18 protein-coding genes are annotated in these 19963 nt (G+C 67.3%); 10 read left to right on the top strand and 8 right to left on the bottom strand.

Features of this window, described 5'->3' with window-relative positions; all coding sequences use genetic code 11:
• The first annotated feature begins 66 nt into the window (after positions 1-66).
• Positions 67-1266, top strand: a complete 1200-nt coding sequence (locus tag DVK03_RS11350) for a KaiC domain-containing protein (protein WP_115802979.1) — start codon at positions 67-69, stop codon at positions 1264-1266.
• Positions 1267-1403: 137 nt separating this feature from the next.
• On the opposite strand, the gene DVK03_RS11345 is transcribed toward DVK03_RS11350, so the two are convergent.
• From DVK03_RS11345 to DVK03_RS11335, 3 genes are all read right to left on the bottom strand, one after another.
• On the bottom strand, positions 1404-2075 hold the full coding sequence (locus DVK03_RS11345; RefSeq protein WP_006601371.1) for a nitroreductase family protein: 672 nt from the start codon (positions 2073-2075) through the stop codon (positions 1404-1406).
• 162 nt (positions 2076-2237) lie between these two features.
• The gene (locus DVK03_RS11340) at positions 2238-2672 is read right to left on the bottom strand and encodes a universal stress protein (protein WP_004062599.1); all 435 of its coding nucleotides are present in this window, start codon (positions 2670-2672) and stop codon (positions 2238-2240) included.
• Between the two features lie 58 nt (positions 2673-2730).
• The gene (locus tag DVK03_RS11335) at positions 2731-4692 is read right to left on the bottom strand and encodes an ATP-binding protein (RefSeq protein ID WP_008605489.1); all 1962 of its coding nucleotides are present in this window, start codon (positions 4690-4692) and stop codon (positions 2731-2733) included.
• A 135-nt stretch (positions 4693-4827) separates the two neighbouring features.
• Between DVK03_RS11335 and DVK03_RS11330 the strand changes: the two genes are divergently transcribed.
• Complete coding sequence (locus DVK03_RS11330) at positions 4828-5241, top strand: hypothetical protein (protein ID WP_115802978.1); 414 nt, start codon at positions 4828-4830, stop codon at positions 5239-5241.
• 66 nt (positions 5242-5307) lie between these two features.
• On the opposite strand, the gene DVK03_RS11325 is transcribed toward DVK03_RS11330, so the two are convergent.
• Complete coding sequence (locus DVK03_RS11325; protein WP_004042258.1) at positions 5308-6582, bottom strand: DNA double-strand break repair nuclease NurA; 1275 nt, start codon at positions 6580-6582, stop codon at positions 5308-5310.
• A 149-nt stretch (positions 6583-6731) separates the two neighbouring features.
• On the opposite strand from DVK03_RS11325, the gene DVK03_RS11320 reads away from it, so the two are divergent.
• Complete coding sequence (locus DVK03_RS11320; protein WP_004062594.1) at positions 6732-7391, top strand: HAD family hydrolase; 660 nt, start codon at positions 6732-6734, stop codon at positions 7389-7391.
• A gap of 19 nt (positions 7392-7410) precedes the next feature.
• On the opposite strand, the gene DVK03_RS11315 is transcribed toward DVK03_RS11320, so the two are convergent.
• The gene (locus tag DVK03_RS11315; RefSeq protein WP_115802977.1) at positions 7411-7815 is read right to left on the bottom strand and encodes a hypothetical protein; all 405 of its coding nucleotides are present in this window, start codon (positions 7813-7815) and stop codon (positions 7411-7413) included.
• A 73-nt stretch (positions 7816-7888) separates the two neighbouring features.
• Positions 7889-8335, bottom strand: a complete 447-nt coding sequence (locus tag DVK03_RS11310) for a DUF2240 family protein (RefSeq protein WP_004062592.1) — start codon at positions 8333-8335, stop codon at positions 7889-7891.
• 129 nt (positions 8336-8464) lie between these two features.
• On the opposite strand from DVK03_RS11310, the gene DVK03_RS11305 reads away from it, so the two are divergent.
• Positions 8465-8842, top strand: coding sequence for a 30S ribosomal protein S8e (locus DVK03_RS11305; RefSeq protein WP_004042262.1), 378 nt, complete (start codon positions 8465-8467; stop codon positions 8840-8842).
• Between the two features lie 169 nt (positions 8843-9011).
• On the opposite strand, the gene DVK03_RS11300 is transcribed toward DVK03_RS11305, so the two are convergent.
• Entirely contained in the window at positions 9012-10013 is a 1002-nt protein-coding gene (locus DVK03_RS11300) for a phosphate uptake regulator PhoU (RefSeq protein WP_004062591.1), read from the bottom strand.
• 346 nt (positions 10014-10359) lie between these two features.
• Between DVK03_RS11300 and DVK03_RS11295 the strand changes: the two genes are divergently transcribed.
• From DVK03_RS11295 to phoU, 5 genes are all read left to right on the top strand, one after another.
• On the top strand, positions 10360-11415 hold the full coding sequence (locus DVK03_RS11295) for a PstS family phosphate ABC transporter substrate-binding protein (RefSeq protein WP_115802976.1): 1056 nt from the start codon (positions 10360-10362) through the stop codon (positions 11413-11415).
• 63 nt (positions 11416-11478) lie between these two features.
• Positions 11479-12438, top strand: coding sequence for a phosphate ABC transporter permease subunit PstC (gene pstC / locus DVK03_RS11290; RefSeq protein WP_004062589.1), 960 nt, complete (start codon positions 11479-11481; stop codon positions 12436-12438).
• Position 12439: 1 nt separating this feature from the next.
• Positions 12440-14068, top strand: a complete 1629-nt coding sequence (gene pstA, locus DVK03_RS11285; RefSeq protein WP_115802975.1) for a phosphate ABC transporter permease PstA — start codon at positions 12440-12442, stop codon at positions 14066-14068.
• Positions 14069-14119: 51 nt separating this feature from the next.
• Positions 14120-14968 (top strand): phosphate ABC transporter ATP-binding protein PstB, encoded by an 849-nt coding sequence (gene pstB, locus DVK03_RS11280; RefSeq protein ID WP_004042267.1) that lies wholly within the window; start codon positions 14120-14122, stop codon positions 14966-14968.
• A 199-nt stretch (positions 14969-15167) separates the two neighbouring features.
• Positions 15168-15848: a phosphate signaling complex protein PhoU gene (phoU, locus tag DVK03_RS11275; RefSeq protein ID WP_004062587.1), complete on the top strand. Its 681-nt coding sequence runs from the start codon at positions 15168-15170 to the stop codon at positions 15846-15848.
• A 90-nt stretch (positions 15849-15938) separates the two neighbouring features.
• On the opposite strand, the gene DVK03_RS11270 is transcribed toward phoU, so the two are convergent.
• On the bottom strand, positions 15939-18170 hold the full coding sequence (locus tag DVK03_RS11270; RefSeq protein WP_004042269.1) for a CDC48 family AAA ATPase: 2232 nt from the start codon (positions 18168-18170) through the stop codon (positions 15939-15941).
• A gap of 193 nt (positions 18171-18363) precedes the next feature.
• On the opposite strand from DVK03_RS11270, the gene larC reads away from it, so the two are divergent.
• The gene (gene larC / locus DVK03_RS11265) at positions 18364-19845 is read left to right on the top strand and encodes a nickel pincer cofactor biosynthesis protein LarC (protein ID WP_115802974.1); all 1482 of its coding nucleotides are present in this window, start codon (positions 18364-18366) and stop codon (positions 19843-19845) included.
• Positions 19846-19963 lie beyond the last annotated feature (118 nt).

Genomic DNA, 19963 nt, shown 5'->3' with positions numbered 1-19963 from the left:
GCCGACACACCATGTGATGATGGCAGGCACGGACGCCGGCCGCGCTGTCGTTCGGTGGTGGCTCCCGTGAGTGACGACGACTGGTTCGAACGGGCACTCCGCGAGACGGACGACGGCGAGACCGACGCAGACGACGCGGACCCCGAGGAAAGCGAGCAGCGTGACGACGGCGAGACCGACGACGGCGGGACCGACGCGGGCGACGCGGACAGCGGTTCGGCCGCGGAGTCGGACGCGCTGGACTCGTCGGTGACGGGGGGAGCCGAGTTCGGGACCGAAAGCGAAGGGGCCGACGCCGCCGACGAGCGCGACGAGCCGCTGTCGTTCGGTGACGGCCCGTTCGGGGACAGTACGGGCGACGACTCACGCGACGACGACCCACTCGACGGCGACGACGACCCGTTTTCGACCGACTTCGCCACGGCGTTCAACAACGCGCCGATGCCCGACGCGGGCGGCGGGTTCGGCGGCGACTCGTCGGACGACGATTTCGGATTCGGTCCCGCTCCCGGCTCCGGTCCCGAGGGGTCTGACTCCCCGACGTTCGACGACGAGGAGTTCGACTCCGACATCGACCGCATCGACATCGGCATCGAGGGGCTCGACGACATGATTCTCGGCGGCGTCCCCAAACGGTCGCTGATGGTGGCCATCGGGAGCGCCGGGACCGGCAAGACGACGTTCGGGCTACAATTCCTCCGGAAAGCCCTCGAAGACGGCGGCAGCGGCGTCTACATCACGCTCGAAGAGAGCCGCGAGCGCATCCTCGATACGGCCGACGAGAAGGGCTGGGAGTTCTCGACGTACGAGGCCGACGGCCGATTGGCCGTCGTCGACCTCGACCCCGTGGAGATGGCCAACAGCCTGTCGAGCATCCGCAACGACCTCCCGCGGCTGGTCGAGGAGTTCGGCGCAGACCGACTCGTCCTCGACTCCGTCTCGCTTCTGGAGATGATGTACGACCACCCCTCGAAGCGCCGCAGCGAGGTGTTCAACTTCACGCGGTCGCTGAAGGACGCCGGCGTGACGACGATGCTCACCTCCGAGGCGGACCAGTCGACGCCGTACGTCTCCCGCCACGGCATCGTCGAGTACCTCTCGGACGCCGTGTTCGTCCTCCAGTACGTCCGCGGCGACGACTTCCGGGAGACCCGGCTCGCAATCGAGATTCAGAAGATACGCGACGCCAACCACTCCCGGGAGACCAAACCGTACGAACTCACGAATGAGGGCATCAGCGTCTACCAGCAGGCGAATATTTTCTGAGTCCGCGTCCGGCGTTCCGCGTTTCGTGTTCCGTGTTCCGTGCTCCGTGTTCCGTGTTCCGGTGGCGTCGGCCGCTGAAGGGCGCGCCTCCGCGGCAAAAAAGCGTCGCCGGGAGCGGCGGCGTTGCCGTCGAGACCTCAGTCGTCGGCGGTCGCAGGGTCGGCCGACTGCTCGGACTCGAAGCTCTCGAAGTGGACGACCTCGTCGACCGGGCGGCGGTACTTGCGTTCCGCTTGCAGTTCGTCGGCGTCCTCGGCGGGGTACCCCATCGTCAGGAGCATCACGGGTTCGTACCGCTCGCCGTCGATGTCGAACGCGTCGAGGACGGCGTCGGCGTCGAAGCCGCCGACGGGACAGGAGGCGACGCCCTCGTCCCACGCGGCGTACATGAGCGACATCGCGACGAGCGACGTCGAGCGGACGGTCCAGACGCGGCGCTCCTGTTCGGGGAGGTCGGCCATGCCGGCGATGTTGTCGAGGATGCCGTCGCGGACCTCTTCGCTCGGCAGGTAGCCTTTCTCCAGCATGTCGTCGGTGACGGTCTCGGCGTGCGCTTCGGGGTCCTTGTTGCCGAGCACGATGACCGACGCGGCGGCACCGGTGACGTGGTCTTGGTCGTAGGCCGCCTCGCGGAGCAGCTGCTGTGTCTCGTCTTCGCGCAGCACGACGAACTCCCACGGCTGGAGGTTGTAGCTCGACGGGGCCTGCACGGCGTTTTCGAATATCGTCCGGAGCGTCTCGTCATCGAGCGACTCGTCGGCGTACTCGTGGATAGAGCGGCGGGTCGTCACGACCTCTGTGAATTCCATCGGTTGCCGCCAGGGACGGCACGGAAATAGGGCGTTGCAATCCGGTCGAACCGGCCGATTCCGGTGTGCTCGCAGGACTCATAACATCGCCTCATTAGGTGACGCCGGTGTTACCGAAGGGTCGGATACGCGGTCCCGTTGCGGCGTGTCGCGCGCCGTGACTCACCGCACGATGGTCACGGGCACCGGCGACCGCCGGAGGACCTCCTCGGCGACGCTGCCGAGCAGGATGCGCGAGACGCCCGTCCGACCGTGGCTGCCCATCACGACGTGGTCGTAGCCGGCGTCGTCGTCCGCCAGCACCTCGACGATGAGCTTCTGGGGGCTGCCGACCTCGATGCGGTCGGTGACCGGCCTGTCGGCGTCGACGAGTCCCACTTCGGCTTTCACCTCGGCGAACGTCTCTCTCGCCTTTCGTTTCTCCGCTTGGAACCACTCCTCGGAGCCGCTGAGCGCCCGCTCTTTGTAATCGGCGTCGGCGGGGTTGATGACGTTCAACAGCGTGAGTTCGGCGTCGGGCCACTCCGAGGCGGCAAAGCGGACCGCGGCGACTGACTGCGGCGACCCGTCGATTGGGACGAGCACGTGTTCGGCCATGTCGCGGCCTACTCGGGCGCGGGCTAAAAATCCGCCCGCCGCGCCGCGCTGCGGGCGCTCAGTCGCCGTGTCGCGTCACGCAGGTCGAAAGCCCCGTCAGTTCGACGGGGTCGGAGTTGTCGGGCGAGTAGACGACCATCTGGCCCTTCTCCATGTACGGCACCTTGTCTTCGAGGTTCGGCGGGATGTTGACGCTCTTGATGGCGTCCTCGTCGCCGAGGTTGAGCACGACTTTCGTGTTCACCTGCTTGAACACCGGGTCGGCGATGTCCTGTGGGTCCTGCGTGATGAGAAACAGGCCGAGGCGCTCCTTGCGGCCCTGCTTGGCCGCCTCGGTGAACTTCTGGATGACTTTCTGCGCCTGCACCGAATCGGCGTCGGTGAGGAAGTTGTGCGCCTCGTCCATCCCGAGGACGACCGGCGTCTCCTTGATGCGGTCGCTCGACGGGTCGTTCGAGAGCTTATCGTCGATGAGCAGCGCCGACACCGCGAGGACGAACAGTTCTTTCGCCCGACTCGACGAGAGGTGGTAGGTCGGCACGACCGTCAGCCCGCCGGGGCGGACGAGCTGGTGGTCGAGTTCGGTTATCGGCCGGGCGTCCTGGTCGAACACGCCGCTGGGGACGCCGCGAACTCGGCGCTTCACCGCGTCGAAGGTGGCCTCGTGGACCCGCCCCGACTCGTGAAGCTCCTCTTTCAGCGCCGGGTCGTCGAGGTACTGGAGGAACTGCTTGTACGTCCCCGCGTCGCCGTAGTCCCGGAAAAAGCGGTTCAGGAGCTCGGTGAGCGCCGAGTACTGGTTGTCGTTGAGGCTGCTGCCGGCGACGAGCCACGGGAGGTCCCGCGCCATCGAGAAGGGGACGGTGAACTCCAACTGCTCGGCGCGGTGGTTCGCGCCCGGGTACGACGACCCGGCCATCTTGGGGACGAGCGCGACGGTGTCGTCGTGGCCGCCGTGGGCGACGCCCTCGCGCTCGTAGCGCCGGGCCGTCTCGTCGTCCATGTCGGGGTTGTCGTCGTGCATCTGGGCGTACTCGTCCTGCGGGTCGAACTGGACGACTGCGGTCTGGACCTCGCGGCCGTCGTCCATCTCGTAGCTCCGCTCTTCGGAGAGATACTGCCGCAGGATGTTCTTCGAGGCGTGGGTCTTCCCCGACCCGGTGCCGCCGGCGACGAGCGTGTGGCGGAACACGAGCGGGTCGCCGTCGGTGTAGTCGTCTTTCAGCCGGTAGTCGATAGTCGGCGGCCGGGCCGCGGTCCGGACCTTCTCGCCGCCGACCGAGAGGTGGCCGAGGAAGACGCCCGCCTCGGGAATCTTCAGGCCGGTCTTAATCTGGGTCGCGTCGGTGGCCTCACCGACCGTCGCCTGCGGTTTCGGCACGCGGTCGACCATCCGGCGCTTGAGGTCGCCGTCGTCGGAAAACAGCACGGCGATGGGTTCGAGTTCGGCCATGAATTTGAAATCGCGCTCCTCGAACTCGTCTGCGGGGCGGCGCATCGCCCGGCGGGCGTGAATCTCCGTCGCGTCGTCGGCCTGGAACTCCTGGGCGTACTCCAGCCCGACGATGCGGCAGAACAGCAGTTCGTCGTCGGGGTAGGGGACGACCAGATACTTCCCGAGGCGGACGCGCTCGCGGTTGCCCGCGGTCACGAACGCCCGGAGCGCCGTCCGGTCCGAGTCCTCCGACACGCGGAGGCCCTGCGAGACCGCAATCGCACCGAGGCCCCGCTCGTCGCCGACGGGGTCGGCGTCGTAGTCGTCGAACTGGAGATCGTCCCCGTCGTCGGTCGCGCCGGCCCCACCGGTCACACCCGTCGAACTGTCGTCGTCGCGGTCGGCATCGACGCCGTCGCCGTCGGCCGAACTCGCGGCGGTCGCGCTCTCGGTTTCCGAGACGGGGTCGGCCCGCGCCGAGCGCCCGTTCCCGGCGGCGGACCCCGCCTGCTCGTCGCCACCCGCATCGGACGAACTGTCGGGGTCGTCGCCGTCGAAGTCGCTGAAATCCCCCAAGTCGGTCATGTTCCAACGCTTGCGGGCGGCGAGTAAAAAGCCACGCGTCGGCGGCGGCGCGCGGTCTGGCGGCCTCGGGGTGCCGCCTGATGCGGAGTCGGGGCGTCGCGTGCGACTTTTCCGTCTCGCGAACCTAGCCCGGCTATGTTATTGGTCCGCGGTCACGGCGGCGGCACGGCACTCACCGGGACGATATTCGAACGGGGGGAGCAAGCGCCGACCTACCGCGGCGCGCCGGACGAGGACGCGCCCTACGTCTGGGTCTGCGACGAGTTCTACGAGGTCGAAAGCGGCGGCTCGGAGACCGAAATCGACGGGCGGACGATTCGCGTCGCCTTCGACACGCCGCTTCCCCGCGGCTTCGACACCCGCGAGCAGGCGCTGTCGGCCGCGAAAGAACACGTCAGGACGCAGTTCGCGCGGGTCGGCGTCCCGGCCGACGAGGTGCGGGTCGAGGTCGTCAGGCCCGAAGAGGAGGGGACGCCGGAGGCCGAACAGCCGGTCCCGACGGACCGCTCCGCCGACGAAGGCTCTCCCGAGGGCGACGCGTCGCACTAGGGCGCGCTGAGTCGGGCGCGCGCCCCGATGCGATTCCGGTCTGCCGCGCGGGCGACGCCCCGAGACTCACTCGTCGGCGTCGACCCAGCGGATGTTATCGTAGCTTTTCATCTGGTCCGAATCGAGCTTATCGGAGAGTTTGCGCCTGAGCGCCGCCTTCTCACCGACGCTCACCCGCGCGAGTTCGTCCGCCTTCTCGACCGCAAGCGGCGGCCCGCGCGTGGCGGCCACGTCGCGGACGACGTGGTGCATCAGGTCGGCGCGGCGGTCGGGGTCCTTCGTGAACGCGTAGGGCGCTTCGACCCGGTAGCACACGTCGGTTCGGGGGTCGTACAGCACGAAGAACGTCACCGCGTACGCCTCGGGGTCGAGCTTCCGCTCGATGCCGAACGCCTCGCCCTCGGCGCTCAGCTGGCGGTCCGAGCCGCCGCGGGAGACGAACCAGCTCGTGAACGTGAGTTCGTCGGTGCGGCGCTCGTCGCCGTCGGCTCCCTCGCGGCGTTCGAGCAGGCTGACGAAGAAGGCGGCGTCGTCCACCCACGGCCGCCGGCCGGCGTCGCTCCCGTCGAGCTGTTTCCTGACCGTGCGGACGACGTGTTTCGCGCCCGGATTTTTCACGAAGCCGGCGAGGGGCACGTCGCGCTCGACGAAGCGCTCGACGAGGCGGACGTAGTTCTCCACGACGGCCTTCGGTTTGGCGTCCCGCGCGAGGTCCTTCAGTTCGGCGTCGCGGTCGCGCCAGTTCAGGAGTTCCTTCGGATACACCGGCCCGTCGAGGATGAGCAAGTCGGAGACGGCGTCGGCGTGTTCGAGCGCGTGGGCGCTCTCGGCGAGGTAGAGCGCGAGCGCGTGGACGACCCCCTCGGCGTAGCGGTTGACCCGCGGGACGCTCAGGACGCGCCGGCGGCCGTAGCCCTCGTCGGAGTGGAGCCACTCGTCGGTGTCGAAAAACTGGACCGGGTCGTGGGTGTGCGCCGCCATGACGATAGAGCGGTGGCGGTGGAGGTCGAGGTTCGACGGCTCGGCGGCCATCGCGGCGTGGGCCACGTCGAGGACGAGCCCGTTTTTGAACGTCGTCGGGTTGATGGTCCCCGAGTCGAGGCCGTGGACGGTCGGAAACGGCGACTCCGTGAGCGCCACGTCGTCGATATCGGCGGCGTGGAGCTGTTTTTCGCCGAGCGGCTCGACGATTGGGAGTCCCCCGTCGGGCGATTCGAGGGGGTCGAGCCACGACTCCCAGACCGTCCGCGCGAGGTCGTCGTAGTCGGCGTCGTCGACCGAGTCAGCGATGGAACTCGCCATGGACGCGATGTCGTCCACGTGGACGGGGTCGAGGGTCATATCTCGGCGTCGTCGCCGACGAGTATAGTGGTTGTCGTCGTCGGTGGGTGTCGCCGCGACGGGGCCGGTGCGAGCCGGCGCGCGACGACTCGTCCCCTCGACAGGTCCCGGCACGCTCATACCGCTCCGTTGCCAACGCTTCACCGACGATGTCTGTCAGCGCGGTCGGGTTCGACCTCGACTACACACTCGCGGTGCCGACGCGGGACCGCGAGACGATTCTCTCGGAGGCGGCGGCGGCGGCGGGCGCGCCCCCGCTGACCCGAGAGGCGTATCTCCGGGCACACCAAGAGAATCTCACGCGCGAGACCCGCGCGCCCATCTTCGAGACGCTCCTCGACGAGCACGGCTCTCCCGTCGACCCGGAGCGCGTCGCGACGGCGTACAGAGAGCGAATCACCGACGCGGTCGTCCCCGTCGAGGGCGTAGAGGCGATGCTCGCCGGCCTGCGGACGACCTACCGCGTCGGCCTCCTCACCAACGGGCCGGTCGTCGCCCAGGAAGCGAAAATCGACAAACTCGGCTGGCGCGACCACTTCGACACGGCGCTCGTGACGGGCGCGCTCCCCGCCGGCAAGCCGGACGAGCGGGCGTTCGAAGCCCTGCTCGACGACCTCGGAACCGCCCCCGACGAGACCGTCTACGTCGGTGACAGCGTCCACCACGACATCGCCGGCGCGCACGACGCCGGGCTGCGTCCGGTGCAGGTGCTCGGCGACGGCTGTGACGACCCCGACCCGCGAGCAATCGCACATATCCACCACGACGACTTGCCGGCCGAGCTTCCGAAGCTCCTCGCGGACCTCTGAACCGGTCGCGCGAGAGCGTCTATCCTTCGTCTTCCTCTCGTTCCCCGGCGTCGAGCGCCGCGACCAGCGCGCGGAACGCCGGGAGCGTCCACTTCACCTGCGCGCCGTCCTCGACGAACACAAGCGTTCGCGGCGGGCGGACCGCCTTCGGGCGCACGCGAAGCCCCGCCTCGGAGGCGGCCTCGGCGGTCACGTCGGGGTGGGCGAGGAACTCGACGCGGGCGCGGTCCGGTTGGACGTACACCTCGGCGACGCGTTCGTCGTCGGCGGCGACCGCGTAGGCGAGCGCGCCGTCGTCGGTCGGTTCCACGTCGGGGTCGGAATCGACGACGGAGAGAACCGAGAAGGCGTCCTCGTGGCCCGTGACCTCCGAGGCGAGCAGTTGGGCGATGCGTGTCCCGTCGGAGAGCGAATCGACGACCATGCCGGTCGTTCGCGCCCGGGCGGTTTCGGGGTGTCGCTTCGCGGCGGGGGAAGACGAGCGCGGAAAATGTGACCTACTCCGCCAGCGAGCGCTTTGCTTTCGCGGCTGCGTCGTCGACGTTCACGTCGTTCGAGCGCGCGAAGAGGACCGCGGCGGCCTCGGCGGTGATGCCGAGGCGCGACTGCCGCTCGTTGATGCCGGCGACGGCGGCCTGCTTTTCGACGCCGGCGGCGACGCAGGCGTCGAGAATCTGCTCGAACGCCGACTGCTCGCGGAGGACGGCGGCGTCGGGTTCGAACTCCTCGGGAATCTGTACGTCGGCGGGGTCGAACGTCGCGACGACCTCGCCGTCGTCGCGTTCGACGAGGCCGCGGCCCGCCGCGAGGTCGATGAGGCGCTTGGCCTGGTCCGGGGAGAACCAGTCGCGGTCGAGCGACAGGGCGACGACGAACTCGCCCTCGCCGAGGCGGGTCGAGCCGTGTTGCTGGAAGGGGACGGCGACGGTGACGTCGAGACTCATCGCTTCGACGGCGGGCGCGGGCGAACTAAACGGTTTGTGTTGCCTCCGCCCCCGAGCGACGTGGTGGCACCCGTCTCCGCCGAGCACCGATTCGAGCGATTCAAGTAGTCACCGAGGTTTTTACCCCGTATGAAGGACCAAGGACGCTCCAAGCGGAAGCGGACCGGCGGTCGGCGCAAGCCGTCCCGAAACAAGAAGCGATACCAGCTGGGCCGCGAACCCGCCGCCACGACGGTCGGCGAGCCCCGGTTCCAGATTATCGACTCCCGCGGCAACAACGAGAAGCTCCGCGCGCTCTCGACGAACGTCGCGCAGGTCGCAGACGGTGCCGACGTGACGCAGGCCGACATCGAAGGCGTCGTCGACAACCCGTCGAACGTCAACTACGCCCGCCGGAACATCATCACGAAGGGCTCCATCATCGACACGAGCGCCGGTCGCGCCCGCGTCACCTCCCGCCCCGGTCAGGACGGACAGGTCAACGCCGTCGTCGTCGACGACGAGTAACTCTCTCTCCCCGCGTCGTCGTTTCGGCGCGGCTCGACTGTTTTACTCCCGCGAGCCGCGCGGCCGTCGCTCGCGGGCGCGATTGGTCGAAGTCGAACACGGAACTGGACGGTACCGAATCGAATCGTGCGACGAACCGACCGGCGGGCCGACGCGGCGGGTCGGCCGGTCAGGGCGTCGGCGCGGCCTTCTGGAGCGCCGTTTCGGCGATGTTGCCGCCGTAGTCGGCGCTCCGCGAGACGGAGTCGACGATGAGGCCGAGCAGTTGCGCGCGCGCCGGGTCGAGGTCACGGAGGAGTTCGTCGATGCCGCGGGCGCTGGCGTCGATGGCCTGGACGGCCTCGCGGGACTCGTTGGCGAGGCGGCTCGCCTCGTCGCTCTCCTCGGCGAACAGCGCGTCCATCCCGCCGTTGACGACGCTCTCGGTGTCCTTGAACAGCTCCTGAATCGCCTCGACGATTTCGCCGTCGACGGGCTCCTCGAAGTTCAACGAGAGGTGGGCGATTTTGGTCGCGTGGTCACCGATGCGCTCCAGTTGCCGGGCGGCGGACTGGTAGTCGAAGCAGATTTCGCGGGGGAGGCCGAGCTCTTCTGCGGCCTTCGGGGTCCGGAGCGTCGCCCGGAAGATGCGGGAGACGACCATCCAGAGGCGGTCGACGTCGTCGTCGCGCTGGATGACGTCGCGGGCCATGTCGTCGTCCTGCTCGGCGATGGCCGCGATGGCGTCTTCGAGCATCGAAAGCGCGATGAGTCGCATCCGAGTGACCGCGTTGTGGATGGAAAGCTCGGAGGAGTCGAGCAGGTCGCGGATGACGACCCGGTCGCGCGTCTCTTCGAGCACTTCGAGCCCGACGAGACTCTGGGTCGCCTCGCGGATGGTCCGGCGCTGGTCGGTCGTGATGCGCGAACTCTCCAGCGCGATGATGTCGAACCCGCTCACGTACATCGTCATGACGGCGCGCGTGAGTTCGTCGCCTTCGAGGGTCGCGATATCGAGGGTTCCCTCGGTGCGTTCCTCCTCGGAACGGGGCGTCAAGAACAGCGAGTCGCCCTCCGGATAGAACTCGACTTCGCTCCCCGCCGAGACGCCGTTGTCCGTCGCCCAGTCTTTGGGAATCGAGACGGTGTAGGTGGAACCGCCCGTCACCTGCACCTTTCGGGTTTCGACCATGTCCGTGGGTGGTTCTCAATCCACAATAAAACTGTCTATATCTATATATCGAAGTTCGTTCTTATGTGATGAGCGCAACCGAACGTGACTCGTGCCGATTCGAGCGCGAACTGCCGCTCACTCAGTAGTCATTTTGCGCCGCGTCCGTCGCCCTGAACGCCCCGATTTTTCTGACACATCGGAGAAAGTTCGCGCACGAGACGGCCATGAATGGGGCAATCGGCTGTTTCTGCCGATTTCACTCCGTTCTTGTCACACGTTAGCATTCATTGGGGACATACCGGAACGTACCACTATATAGTCGTCATAGCAGGGTATTTACGGAAAAATCGGCTCCTCAAAATCGATGACGCGTAACTCGGACAGCGTTCTTTCGCGGCGTAAGTTCCTGATTGCCTCGGGCGCGACCGGTCTCGCGGGACTCGCCGGATGTACCGAGAACAACACCGGCGGCGAGGGCGGGAGCTCCGACGGTGGCTCCGGCGGCGACTCCGAGGGAACGGACTCGTCGGGCGACGGGAGCAACGAGCTCTCCGGAACCATCGACATCGCCGGTTCCTCGACGGTGTTCCCGCTCGCAACCGCGATGGGCGAGCGCTTCCAGAGTGAGCATTCGGAGGTCAACATCAACCTCCAGTCCACCGGCTCCGGTGGCGGCTTCGCGAACTACTTCTGTACGGGGCAGACCGACTTCAACAACGCCTCGCGCCCCATCAAGGGCGAAGAAGAGACGCAGTGCGAGGACAACGACGTGACGCCCGTCGAACTCAAGGTCGCAACCGACGCGCTGACCGTCATCGTCAACAACGACAACGACTTCCTCGGCGAGGGGCTCACCGTCGAACAGCTCCAAACCATCTTCTCGGCCGAGTCGACGCCGACGACGTGGTCGGACGTCAACTCCGAGTGGCCCGACGAGGAAATCGAGATTTACGGTCCCACCGACGCCTCCGGTACCTACGACTACTTCATCGAGGCCATCATCGGGGAGGAGGGCCCGGGCCACCGTCAGGACTACTCCGCGACCGAGCAGGACCGCACTATCATCCAGGGCGTCGAAGGCTCCGAATACGCGATTGGCTACCTCGGCTTCGCGTATTACAGCGAGAACACCGACGCCGTGCAGGCGGTCGCCATCGAGAACGACGCCGGCGAGTTCGTCGAGCCGTCGCTCGACACGGCGCTGTCCGGCGAGTACAACCCCCTCTCCCGCCCGCTGTTTACCTACCCCGCCCGCGAGTCGCTCGCGGAGGACCACGTCGCCGAGTTCGCCCGCTACTGGATGGAGAACTCCACCAGTCGCGAAATCGTCGCCGACGAGGTCGGCTACGTCCCGCTGGGCGAAGACGAGCAACAGGAGATGCTCGACACCCTCAACGCGGCCATCGAGGAAGCCAACTAGCCGCTTTCTCGACAGAATCAGCTAACGAAGCGCTTTTTCATACACCACGATTCAATCCAACCAATGAGCACAGATGACCTCGAAACCGACCTCACGCGGAACACGGAGAACGCGCCGCGTGAGCTACTGACGCGGTCGTTCTTCTTCCTGTGCGCGGCGTTGTCCGTCGTGACGACCCTCAGTATCGTCGGACTCCTCATCACGGAGGCGGCCAAGTTCTTCACGCTGACGGCCCCGCTGATGGGTGTCGCGGGGGAGACGGCCTCTATCGTCGACTTCCTCACCGGAACCACGTGGCAGATACACAGCCAAGAGTTCGGCGTGCTGGCGCTCGTGTCTTCGACGCTGATGGTCACTATCGGGTCGGCCATCATCGCGCTCCCGCTCGGCGTCGCCACCGCCATCTACCTCAGCGAGTACGCGAGCGCGCAGGCTCGGTCGGTCCTCAAGCCGGCACTGGAGATCCTCGCCGGCGTCCCGACCGTCGTCTACGGCTTCTTCGCGCTCATCTACATCACCCCGGCGCTGGAAGTCGTCTTCCCCAGCATCGGGACGTTCAACATGCTGTCTGCGAGCATCGTCGTCGGCATCATGATTATCCCGATGGTCGCCTCTATCAGCGAGGACGCGATGTCCGCCGTCCCCGACGAACTCCGGCAGGCGGGCTACGGCATGGGCGCGACGAAGTTCGACGTGTCCACCGGCATCGTCGTCCCCGCCGCGCTGTCCGGCATCTTCTCCTCGTTCATCCTCGCGCTCTCTCGCGCCATCGGCGAGACGATGGCCGTCACCGTCGCCGCGGGCGCGCAGGCGAAGTTCCTCAACCCGCTCAACCCCGCGTCGTATCTCGAAGGCGCGCTGCCGATGACCGCCGCCATGGTCCAGCTTCTCACCGGTGACATCACCGGCGGCGGGCTGGCCTACCGCAGCCTGTTCGCCATCGGCCTCGTGCTGTTCGTCATCACGCTCGTCATGAACGTCATCAGCGACTACGTCTCGCGGCGCTACCGGGAGGCATACTGAGATGGCGACCGACACCGACTCCGGCTACATCGACGGCTTCGGACAGGTCAGCCGAACCACCGGGACCGTCTTCCGGTATCTGCTGTTGGCCGCGACGATGTTCGGCATCGTCACGCTCGCGGTCCTCCTCGTCTACGTCGCCAACGACGCGATTCGCCCGCTCACCGCCGACCCCGGCTGGCATCTCACCTTCTTCCTGACGCTCGTCGTCCCCGCCGCGGTCGTCGGCGGCTATCTCGCGCGCCGGAACGTGCCGGCGCTCAAACTCGGCGGCATGGTCGTCGGGATGCTCGCGGTGTTCCTGCTGTTCAGCGGGGGCGTCGCCATCGTCTTCGTCGACATCGTTCCGCCGCTGACCGGCCTCTCGTACGTCGTCGGCCTCCTCGTCCCGGCGGCGCTCGTCGTCGTCCTGACGAAGTACGAACAGCGGATTTCCTTCACCCTCCGCGTCGCCGCGACCGGGGCCGCGTTCGTCCTCTCGCTCGTCGGCGTGCCGGGCTACTTCCACAGTATTCCCGAAATCGTCCGCCAACTTCCCGTGGTCCCCGCCGACTGGGTGATTCTGACGCTCGTCCTCGGCGGCGTGGCCGCGGTCGCCGTCGGCCAGTACGTCGCCCGCATCCGTGAGGACACCACCGCGGGCCTCGCCGCGGGCGCGTCCGCGCTCCTCTTGACCGGCCTCGCGGCCGTCGTCGGCCCGACGCTCGGCGTCGACGCCAACGCCGCCGCCGTCGTCACGTCGGTCGCGTTCGTTCCCACGCTGGCGTACGCCGGCGGCGCGGCGGTCACCCGCGAACGGGAGCGAATCGGCCTCCTGCTCGCGGCCGTCGTCGTCGGCGGCTCGCTCGTCGGCGCGGTCGCGGTCGACGTGCTCGGCTTCGCCGGCCCGCAGTCGTGGGTCGACTGGCAGTTCCTCACGAGCGCCCACAGCGGAACCGCCGAGAACGCGGGTCTCTACCCGGCCATCGGCGGCTCCATCCTGCTGATGGCGACGGTCGCCGCCCTCTCGTTCCCGCTCGGCGTCGGCGCGGCGGTGTACCTCGAAGAGTACGCCCCCGACAACGCCTTCACCCGATTCATCGACGTGAACATCTCGAACCTCGCCGGCGTCCCCTCGGTCGTCTACGGCCTGCTCGGGCTCGGCGTGTTCGTCACCTACCTCGGCCAGCCGACGGGGACGGTCCTCATCGGCGGCGCGACGCTCGCACTCCTCATCCTGCCCATCGTCATCATCTCCTCGCGCGAGGCGATTCGCGCGGTCCCCAGCGATATGCGGCAGGCGTCCTACGGCATGGGCGCGACGCGCTGGCAGACCGTGAAGAACGTCGTCCTCCCGGAGGCGTTCCCCGGCATCCTGACCGGGACCATCCTCGCGCTCGGCCGAGCCATCGGCGAGACCGCGCCGCTCATCATGATCGGCGCGCCGAACGTGCTTTTCAACCTGCCGACGGAGCTCACCTCGAAGGTGAGCGCGATGCCCCTGCAGGTGTACGCGTGGTCCAGCCTGTTCGCCAGCGAGGACTTCTACACGAAAGCCGTCCCGGCGGGCGTCGTGGTCCTCCTGGCGGTCCTCCTCGCCATGAACTCCATCGCCATCGTCCTGCGCAACAAGTTCGAAAGTGAATCCTGAACACCACCAATGAGCCAAAGAGACAAAGCACCCGAGGGAGAACAGCAAGCCATGAACGGAACAGAGGACCCGACGAACGACGAGATGCTCGTCGAAACCGACGTGAGCGACGGGCTCTCTGCGTCGGGGAACTCGGTGAGCCAAGGGGTCGAGACGGTCATCAGCTCCGAGGACATCAACGTCTGGTACGGCGACGACCACGCGCTCACCGACATCACGATGGACATCCCCGAAAACAGCGTGACCGCCATGATTGGACCCTCCGGCTGCGGGAAGTCCACGTTCCTCCGCTGTATCAACCGCATGAACGACCTCATCGACGTCGCCCGCGTCGAGGGCCGACTCACGCTCCGCGGGAAGAACGTCTACGACGACGACGTCGACCCCGTCGCCCTCCGCCGCCGCGTCGGCATGGTGTTCCAGAAGCCGAACCCGTTCCCCAAGAGCATCTACGAGAACGTCGTCTACGGCCTGAAGATTCAGGGCATCGACGCCGACTACGACGCGGTCGTCGAGGAGTCGCTCAAGCGCGCCGCCCTCTGGGACGAGGTGAAAGACCGCCTCCACGAGTCCGGACTCGACCTCTCCGGCGGCCAACAACAGCGCCTCTGTATCGCCCGCGCCATCGCGACCGACCCCGAGGTGCTGCTCATGGACGAGCCCGCGTCGGCGCTCGACCCCGTGGCGACCTCGCAAATCGAAGACCTCGTCGAGGAGCTCGCCGAGGACTACACGGTCGTCATCGTCACCCACAACATGCAGCAGGCGGCGCGCATCTCCGACAAGACCGCCGTCTTCCTCACCGGCGGCGAACTCGTCGAGTTCGACGACACCCAGAAAATCTTCGAGAACCCCGAGAGCCAGCGCGTCGAAGACTACATCACCGGCAAGTTCGGATAACTCCGTCGCCGGCGCTCACCGGCGCTCACCGGCGCTCGCCCGACCCTCGGGTCGCTTCTGTGCGACGTTCGATTCGTACCCGCGGAGCGACGGCCGCGTCCCGCCGCCGCGCATCCGACACGGTCGTTCGGGTGGTATCGGCGGCGCGGCCACCGAAACCATCACAAGGAATTTCACTTCGCCTGTCGGAACGTCACGTATGGCCAGAAACACGTACCAATCTCGCCTCAATCAGCTCGAAGAGGACGTGTTGTACCTCAGCGAACTCGCCGCCGAACGGGTCCGGTACGCCCTCGACGCGCTCGAAGACAAAGACGAGCGGAAGGCACAGGAAGTCATCGAGGGCGACCACGAAATCAACCGCATCTACCTCGACTTGGAACAGGACTGCATCGACCTGCTCGCGCTCCAACAGCCGGTCGCGGGCGACCTGCGGTTCATCGCGGCGTCGTTCAAAATCATCACCGACCTCGAACGCATCGGGGACCTCGCGACCAACCTCGCGCAGTACGCCATCGACGCCGAAAACGACGTGTACGCGGAAGTCGACATCCGCCGCATCGGCGACGCCGCCCTCGACATGGTCGACCAGGCGCTGGACGCCTACGAGTCCGAGGACACCGACCTCTGTCGCTCCGTGGCGGAGCGCGACGACGACCTCGACGCGATGTGCGACACCGCCTCCCAGAGCATCGTCCGCGACCTCATGAGCGGCGACGACTTCGAGGGCGACGGCGACCTCGACCCCGAGACCGCCCTCGTCGACGTGCGCCGACTCCTGCTGACGGTGCGCGACCTCGAACGCATCGGCGACCACGCCGTCAACGTCGCGGCGCGGACGCTCTACATGATAGACAACGACGACTCGCTGCTGTTCTGAGCGGGCGTCTCACGCCGACGCGTCGCTGTCTTCACCGTCTTCTTCGAAAATTGCGAGAACAACACGACCGCAGAACGCCGGCCGTCGGGCTTACTGGAAGCCGATGCGGCCGCCGTCGCGGGTGTCGGGCGACAGCCCCTCGCGGGAGCCGCCTTTGAACTGGTCTTGGATGTCCTCGTAGTAGCGCATCAGTTCCTCGGTGATGGTCGGGCGGACCGACTCCATCGCCTTGCGGAAGTGGCGCATCTCGATTTCCTCGGCGTCGGAGTCCTCGCGGAGCGCCTCGATGGCCGCCTCGCGGCAGATGGATTCGAGGTCGGAGCCGACGTAGCCGTCGGTTATCTCCGCGATTTCGCGGAGGCTCACGTCCGGCGCGAGCGGACTCTGCTGCGTGTGGATGTCGAGAATCTGCTCGCGGCCCTCCTCTTCGGGCTGGCCGATGAGCACGAGGCGGTCGAACCGGCCCGAGCGGATGAGCGCGGGGTCGATCATGTCCGGGCGGTTGGTCGCCGCGATGACCATGACGTTGCCCGCGTCTTCGAGGCCGTCTAACTCCGTCAGGAGCTGGTTGACGACGCGCTCGGAGACGTTGTTGCCCATGTCGTTGCCGCGGGCCGGGGCGAGCGCGTCGAGCTCGTCGAAGAAGATGATGGTCGGGGAGACCTGCCGCGCCTTGCGGAACGTCTGCCGAATCGCCTTCTCCGACTCACCGACCCACTTCGACAGCAGCTGCGGGCCACGCACCGAGATGAAGTTCGCGTTCGTCTCGTTGGCGACGGCCTTCGCTATCAGGGTCTTGCCCGTGCCGGGCGGCCCGTAGAGGAGCACGCCTTTCGGAGCCTCGATACCCATCCGCTGGAACTTCTCGGGGGTCGTCAGCGGCCACTCGACGCTCTCTTGGACCTTCTGTTTGGGCCCTTCGAGCCCGCCCACGTCGTTCCACGTCACCTTCGGAATCTCGACGAGCACCTCGCGCATCGCCGAGGGTTCGACCTCACCGAGCGCGCCGCCGAAGTCGTCGTTCTTGACGACCATGCGGTCGATGAGACTCGGGGGGATGTCCTCCCTGTCGAGGTCGATTTCGGGGAGGTAGCGCCGCAGCGCCTTCATCGCGGCCTCCTTGGTCAGCGCCTCGATGTCCGCGCCGACGAAGCCGTGGGTGTCGTCGGCGAGGTCGTCGAGGTCCACGTCGTCCGAAAGCGGCATCCCGCGGGTGTGAATCTGGAGGATTTCCTTGCGACCCTCCTCGTCCGGAACGCCGATTTCGATTTCGCGGTCGAACCGACCGGGACGGCGGAGCGCGGGGTCCACCGAGTCGACGCGGTTCGTCGCCGCGATGACGATGACCTGTCCGCGGGCTTCCAGCCCGTCCATCATCGTCAGTAGTTGGGCGACGACCCGGCGTTCGACCTCGCCGGTCACGTCCTCGCGCTTGGGCGCGATGGAGTCGAGCTCGTCGATGAAGATGATGCTCGGGGACTCCTCTTTGGCGTCCTCGAATATCTCGCGGAGCTGTTGTTCGGACTCGCCGTAGTACTTCGAGATGATTTCCGGCCCTGCGATAGAGAAGAAACTCGCCGAGGTCTCGTTGGCGACCGCGCGGGCGAGAAGCGTCTTCCCGGTGCCCGGCGGCCCGTGGAGCAACACCCCCTGCGGGGGCTCGATGCCCAGCTTCTTGAATATCTGGGGGTGCTTCATCGGCAGTTCGACCATCTCGCGGACGCGCTGAATCTCGTTGGTCAGCCCGCCGATGTCCTCGTAGGTGATGCCGCCGCCGGCCTTCTCGAAGCCGGAGATGGGCTCCTCGCGGAGCTCCACGTCGGTGTCCTCGGTGACGAGGACGACGCCCTCGGGTTTCGTCTCGACGGCGATGAGCGGAATCGCCTGTCCGGGCGACCGCATAAACGGATGGTTCGTACTCGACATCACCGGGACGATGTCGCGTTCGACCACGGGTCGCTTGAGAATCTGCCGTTTGACCATGCCGGCCGCGTCGGACCCGAACTGCACGCTCGCCTCCTCCGGCGGCGCGAGCACGAGTTTGTCGGCCTTCGTAGCCTCTGCTTTGCGGATAGTGACCCGTTCACCGATGCCCACGTCGGCGTTCTGCCGCGTGAACCCGTCGATGCGGACCGTATCCGTGTTCCAGTCCTGCCGGTCTGCCCGCCACACCTTCGCGGCGGTCGTTTTTCCTCCCTCGATCTCGATGATGTCTCCCGGCGAGAGCTTGAGATGGAGCAAGGTGTCCGGATCAAGACGGGCGATACCGCGCCCCGAGTCGTTCGGGTACGCTTTCGCCACTTCGAGTTGGACTTCGTTCATGATTACCTCGCGGGGATGCTGATACCTGTGAGAGGCCATCGGATAAGTCCTTCCCCGGTCGGCCCGAGGCAGCGTCCTCTCGTGGTTACAGCCTAGCACACCGTAGGGCGGGCGGCTACTAATCCCTGCCGACTGGACAGGGAACGGCGCGTCGATGGCTGGCGTTTTTACGCTCGAACACCACGGTTTACGCATGCGACTCCTCGCGTTCGACGGCCGGATGGGTGCCAGCGGCGATATGCTCCTCGGCGCGCTCGTCGCCGCCGGCGCTGACCCGTCGGTCCTCTCGCCCGTCGAAGACGCCCTCGACGTGACCTACCGCGTCCACGAGGTCGACAAAAACGGTATCCTCGCGACCAAGGTGGACGTGCTCCTCGCGGAGGCCGACGGGGGCGACCCCCGCGGCGAGGGTCACGGCGACGACCACCGACGCCTGCGCGCCGACGGCGACGACGGAGCAGACTCCGACGACGGTGGCGACGGCGACGACGCCGAACACAGCCATCAGCACCAGTACCACCACCACGACCACGCTCACGACGAGGAGCAGACTCACCACGACGGCGACGACAGCCACGGACAGTCGCAGGGCCACGACCACAGTCACCCGCATTCTCACGACGACCACAAACACCACCACTCCCACGACGACCACGCCCACGCCGAGGGTCACGGCCCGCACCGGATCTACCCCGAGGTCGTCGACCTCGTCGAGTCGATGAATCTCCCGCCGGGCGTCGTCGCGGACGCGACGGCCATCTTCCGCGTGCTCGGCGAGGCCGAGGCCGAGGTCCACGGCACGAACCTCGACGCGACGCACTTCCACGAGGTCGGCGCGGACGACGCCGTCGCCGACGTGGTCGGGGTCTGTCTCCTCCTCGACGACCTCGGCGTCGACCGCGTCGTCACCGGTCCGGTCGCCGTCGGCGGCGGCGAAACCGAGATGAGCCACGGAACCTACCCGGTCCCCGCGCCCGCCGTGGTCAACATCACCGCGGCGGCCGACTGGTCGGTCCGCGGCGGCCCCGTCGAGGCCGAACTGCTCACCCCCACGGGCGCGGCCATCCTCGCGCACCTCGCCGAGGGCGTCGAGACGCTCCCGTCGATGTCGGTCGAGTCGTCGGGCTACGGGGCCGGCGGCTGGGAGTTCCCCGACCACCCGAACGTCCTCCGCGCGGTCGTCGGCGACGGCGGCTCGCGGCTCGTCCGCGACGAGATTACCGTCCTCGAAACGAACCTCGACGACGCGCCGCCCGAAGTCCTCGGCGGCCTCCAAGCGACCCTGAAAGACGCCGGCGCGCGCGACGTGACCATCGTCCCGACGACGATGAAGAAGTCCCGCCCCGGCCACCTCGTCAAGGTCGTCGTCAAGCCGGAAGACGCCGAGCGCGTCGCGTACCGCCTCGCGGTCGAGACCGGCACGCTCGGCATCCGCGAGCACGGCGCGGGCCACCGCTGGACCGCCCGCCGCGAGTTCGAGACGGCGACGCTCGACATCGACGGCGACGACTACGAGGTGAGCGTGAAGGTCGCCAGCGACGCCGACGGCGTCGTCTACGACCGAAGCGCCGAGTACGACGACGCGCTCGCGGTGGCGAACGAGACCGGGGTTCCCGTCCGTGAAATCATGCGCCGCGCCGTCGACGCGGTGGCGTCAGAAGCCGGTGGAACGTAGCTATGAACCCGACGCGGCGCGCCTCATAAACCGAGAGTCGGGTTAACAGCGTTCTTTTCCGCCGACCACTCGAACTCTCAGGGGACTCTCTGGGTCTCGTAGCGGACCGTTAGGCGGC

Origin of the sequence: Haloferax sp. Atlit-109R (genome assembly GCF_003665865.1) — an archaeon.
Lineage (GTDB): Archaea > Halobacteriota > Halobacteria > Halobacteriales > Haloferacaceae > Haloferax > Haloferax volcanii.
The sequence above is the reverse complement of the archived record's forward strand: the minus strand, read 5'-3'. Positions and strand labels throughout refer to the sequence as shown.